Genomic DNA, 4521 nt, shown 5'->3' with positions numbered 1-4521 from the left:
AGGGTTTAAGCCGAGCCATCTGCTCGTCAGTCAGCCAGTAGAGGTTGCTCATGGATCGGTCTCCTTGCGGAGCCTGAATCACGCCAACAACCTGAAATCAATGGGTCTGGAGCCTAGATCTTCTTTTAAGGAGTATAATTGTAATCAGAGCAATGAGTAAAATAATAATTGTGGTTGTCATTTATTGCATCCAATTGTCAGGCACAATCCAAGTGGTCTGTTGTCTGGCGTCAAACTCACCCGAATCTGCTTTCTGGACAAGGGTTTTCTGCCCCGAGCGCGGTCTGCGGCCACGCAAGAGCCTTGAACTGGGTGGATCGGGCCGTGATCCCGCACAATTCTGGCACGCTAAATTCGTTTCTTAGAGTTTCGGACAAATGCGCCGTCCATGCTGCGATGTGCCTGAATGTCGCTGATGGACTCCAAGCAGTCATAGGGTATCTTGTGTCAGGTGGCGAACACTAGTGGCGCGCTTGCTCCATGGCTGTCTCCAATTCTCGAACCAAATCGCCATTTGCGCTTTCTCGAAGTGCTGCCAGTCTGGCAACAGTACTATCGAAATCGAAGAACGCCTCGATGGATGATTTTTGCAGCGGGTAATAGACCCTGTCACTCATGGCCCAACTACGAAGATGATTGAGGATAGAAAGAAAGCCTTCATTGGTAGCACTGTATTTCGCCACCCAATCTCGCGCCTCGGCTTCGCCCGATATGTCACGCCACCCGAACAGGAATGTCGAAACGTTGGGCATTTCAGCGATTCTTTCTTGCACCTCAATTGATGAAAGCCGCCCTCTCATGATGTCCATAAGCACATCAAGGAAATCATCAGTGAAGACCCATTGCCCAGGCTGGCTTGGTCGGTTTCCAACCCTACCATGGTCCCACATTTGGTCTCTGAAGAAGTGTCCCACAAGCCAGTTCAATGCAGTGCCGTTTTCAGCCACTTCTTTTGAGACCGTCTCGAAGGTTTCCTGGTCAATGGTCCTTAATCGAGCTAAGCAACGCTCGGCCACGCGCACAGCGGTGCTCACAACGGAAAAGGCAAATGCGCGTGGTTTGTTATCGGTCGCGATGACGGAGTCCATGGTATCGGACATTGCCAGAACAATCCCAGCCACAGTTTCTTTGTCCAACTTGGTGACGCGGGAGTCATCGAGCCGGTCCAAAATATGCTCGAACCACGTTCTATCCGATAAGCGAAGGCTTCTTGCGTAATGTTCGAGCCGTGCCTTCAAAGAGGGTAAATCTGATCTCGCAAACTCAAGGAGCTCGTTGAAATCGTCATCTCGCATAACCGTTTTGGGACCTGTCAGGGCAAAGTAATAGCGGTAGTGTAGGGGACTTCCGAGACGCTTTAGATCAATTGCATCGCCTGCCTCCCTGAGCGAAACCTCGGAAAACACTCGCTTTGACGCTTCCTTATTTTTCCGAACACCTGGAATGAATTGTTTCAAAGCCCATATTGATTGCGCCGCACCGATCTCCTCGGATGGCAAGAGCTTCTGAAGGACTGTGCCTAAAGTTTTCTTTGAATCATTTGTGATCGAACCGTCACCTGTCACCAATATTGAACGGACCGACAGATATTCCTCCAGCCACTTATAAAGCTTGAAGTTCGTGGTCTTGATCAGGTGAAGGCGGCAAAAATCTGGAAAATAGACATCATTGGCTATGGAGGGGTAGACAAACCGTATGCCGTTAAGGGCGAGCTTCACCTCTCTCGGTGTGCTCAACCCCATACCCTCGCGATCTACGGCTGAAGCCAGATCTTCCAACAGCTCGCCATCTGGGGCTGTACCGTTCACTTCCACGAAAATGGCTTCTGCTTCATTTCGAAAGTGTGTTCGTAGGTCAAAAGGCTCTGGAAGGGGAATGGCGAAGGTCAGCTGAACGATCTTTTGCAGGAACAAATCACCATCGTGAACCTTGAGGCCCGTTTTCAAGGCTTTTGCTAAAACTTCGCGATCATAACACATGAGGTATGCAACTTTCGGAAAGTCCGCGACAGAGCGAACAAGCCGAACAACTTCGACGGCTTGCTCGGGCTCGAGGCGATCAAGATCGTCCAGAATAACCACAAATCCCACGTCTAGCGCAGCGATCTTTTCGGAAATTTGCCTCTTGAGTTCCGAGGGCGTGGCCTCACTGCCCGAAAGCATCTCTAGCGCATCACCACCGGCTTTCAGAGCACCAGCGGCAACTTGAGCCCCGGGCATGAAATGGCCTGCCAGACTGGCGAGAGGCGCCAATCTCCGCGCTGTTTTCTGGCCGTAAAGGCTGATCAGCGCCCGGACTTCACTTGCCTTCTTTCGGCTGAAATTCCCTAGGATTCCCTTATTTTGTGATAGTTCTGCCTCTCTGCTTTCGAGTTTATCTGCTATCGGCCCCAGTAGTGACATCACCAAGGTAGCTGAGTCGCCATTTAGCCACGGAGCGACCGTTATAGTGTGGATCTTTTCAGATTCAGCTGCTTTTAGTTCTTTGCGAAGGAAGTTCAGTAATGAAGTTTTCCCGGACCCCCATCGCCCTTCCAGTCCTACGACCATACCGTCGCCCTTTGATGCCTCAATAATTGACGGCGCAAGGCGTCTGGCCATACCCACAAAGCCGAAGCGATCTTCGGTCTCGTCTGCAAGGGCGCGGTCTGAATCCAATTCGATAGCCATGAGCACTCCAGCGGTTGCCACTACTCCCCTACACCTAAGTGCCCAAATGCAAGCACAAAAACTGGGACCCGGGGAGTGTGAGCGTGACCCTTCTTGAGAGCGAATGTCAAATGCCATCAAACTATTCAGTTAGCCTAGTCGCCTACCAAATCATATCAATTGCAAAGTTCACATGACCCAAGCAGCACGTTCTACACATACGCTTTCCGGCTGTTCGATCTGAGTGCGGCAAACGGTGGCTGTCCGCCCCTTGCGAAGGCGACCCGCGGGTCGACGTGCCCGGCCCTGGTCTTGTCACTGTTTATTGCCAAACAGCGTCCACAAGATTTGACGCGCATCGGCCCCGAAGGTGGAGGTATGCATCGCATGCGCGTCGAGATGCTTGCCTAATAACGATACATGAAGGGCAAAGTCATGCCACAATGGTGAATTTGGCGACATGGACAGTGCGTCACAGATGATCGTGACAAGATCAGCGCCTCGCAGTCGAAGCGTCTCGAATCGCATATCCAGAGTAGCGAACCGGGTGCGTTCGGCGGCCTGCCATCCAGGCGAGTCAAACAAGGATGCCACCTTGAGGAGCGTTTGCGAAGCATTGGGTAATGAGGTCACGGGAGACTCCTAGAACAGCGATTCAGGATAGCCGCATGCGCAGGGCCAGTGAGGACCCTGCGCATGCGTTGGTTGTCATTTGCCGCCGGGCGGGTTGTTGCCACGGCCACTGCCTGAGGGGCTTCCGGTGGTAGATGGGCCATTCGGGGGGTTTTGTTCGGACATGTCGATCTCCATCTGTGTAAAGGACAATTCCGAGCGATGGGACCGCGTCCCGGCTGGTGGAGTTGGTTCTATGCCGCTGAGTCGCTTCCCAGAATGAGGTCGGCGATACAGTGCCAAAATCGGTGACTGGGGATCCAATGGGCCGTGCAACATGTCGGTAAAATCACACGGTGCACTGGTAGTTCTGACGCCATTCCACAGATGTTCCCGCAATATTTTGCGGATGGACTGTGACGCCCGAGAACGGCGCGGCCCCTTGATAGCCCCATCCCTTGCAGGTCTGGATTGCCACACCAAGGGATTGCGCATCATGCGGCTGGTTCGAGCCGATGACAACCACGCCATCGGCCCGACTGCCGCCAACGGGAGCGATGGTTGTCGGCACGTTGCAAGCTGCCAGAGCCAGTAAACTAACAAACATCAGAAATGGGTTCTTCATGGGCACTCCAGCGAAAATCATTCGAGGCGAGGACATACGCTCGCCACGGCAGCATGGTGACAGAAATGCGGTGTTTGAGGGGCGCGGCTGACCTGACCGCCTGCGAAAGAACTTCTTTTCCCGTCGAGATGGGCAAAGCGCGCTCGGATTTTGGCTACGTCTTTGATGCCACGGTTTGATGTGTCCAGCATCAACGCCCATGTAGGTGGGTGCCGTATGAACTCGGCTCGAGCCCGATCGAGATTATAGCACTGTTGCGACGCAGGCGGTGGGCGAGGCGGAGCGGGTGCCGCCTGTGAGCGTTGGCGGGGCCAGCTTGAGCCGTCGGTGGCTCAGCGCGGCTAGGGGGTTGAGGCCTATGACCGCAATTTGCTGCGGTTTTCTTAGCCATACCCGACCCCATAGCCTAACAGGGGGCGTGAAAGTAAGATGTCCGGATCAGCATACCCGACTGATAATGAACGCATGGATATCATCGTCCGTCCTCTCATCTACTAGGCTCCAGACTCATTGATGATCAAAGCCAGAAGAGGACGGTTGCGGCCAGGGCGACAGCGGAGAGGAAGACCTTCGGGCATCTGTCGTAGCGCGTTGCCACTCGTCGCCAGTCCTTGAGCCTTCCGAACATGATCTCGA

At 53.6% G+C, this 4521-nt stretch carries 3 protein-coding genes and 1 pseudogene; all 4 read right to left on the bottom strand.

Features of this window, described 5'->3' with window-relative positions:
* Positions 1-461: 461 nt before the first annotated feature.
* A complete protein-coding gene (locus Q8K08_RS10595; protein WP_305250040.1) occupies positions 462-2669 on the bottom strand; it encodes a P-loop NTPase fold protein in 2208 nt (735 codons plus the stop codon).
* 294 nt (positions 2670-2963) lie between these two features.
* Positions 2964-3281: a hypothetical protein gene (locus tag Q8K08_RS10590; protein WP_305250039.1), complete on the bottom strand. Its 318-nt coding sequence runs from the start codon at positions 3279-3281 to the stop codon at positions 2964-2966.
* 328 nt (positions 3282-3609) lie between these two features.
* A complete protein-coding gene (gene yecR / locus Q8K08_RS10585; RefSeq protein ID WP_305250038.1) occupies positions 3610-3885 on the bottom strand; it encodes a YecR family lipoprotein in 276 nt (91 codons plus the stop codon).
* 517 nt (positions 3886-4402) lie between these two features.
* A pseudogene (locus tag Q8K08_RS10580) lies at positions 4403-4521 on the bottom strand (IS5/IS1182 family transposase); the annotation flags it as partial.

This window comes from Pseudotabrizicola sp., from assembly GCF_030684215.1.
In the GTDB taxonomy this organism is placed as follows: Bacteria; Pseudomonadota; Alphaproteobacteria; order Rhodobacterales; family Rhodobacteraceae; genus Pseudotabrizicola.
This window is presented reverse-complemented; position numbering and strand designations above follow the sequence as displayed.

Bases quoted from the DNA above. Each gene is read 5' to 3' on its own strand.
- Q8K08_RS10595 (WP_305250040.1), bottom strand. From the start codon at position 2,669: ATGGCTATCGAATTGGATTCAGACCGCGCCCTTGCAGACGAGACCGAA.
- yecR (WP_305250038.1), bottom strand. From the start codon at position 3,885: ATGAAGAACCCATTTCTGATGTTTGTTAGTTTACTGGCTCTGGCAGCT.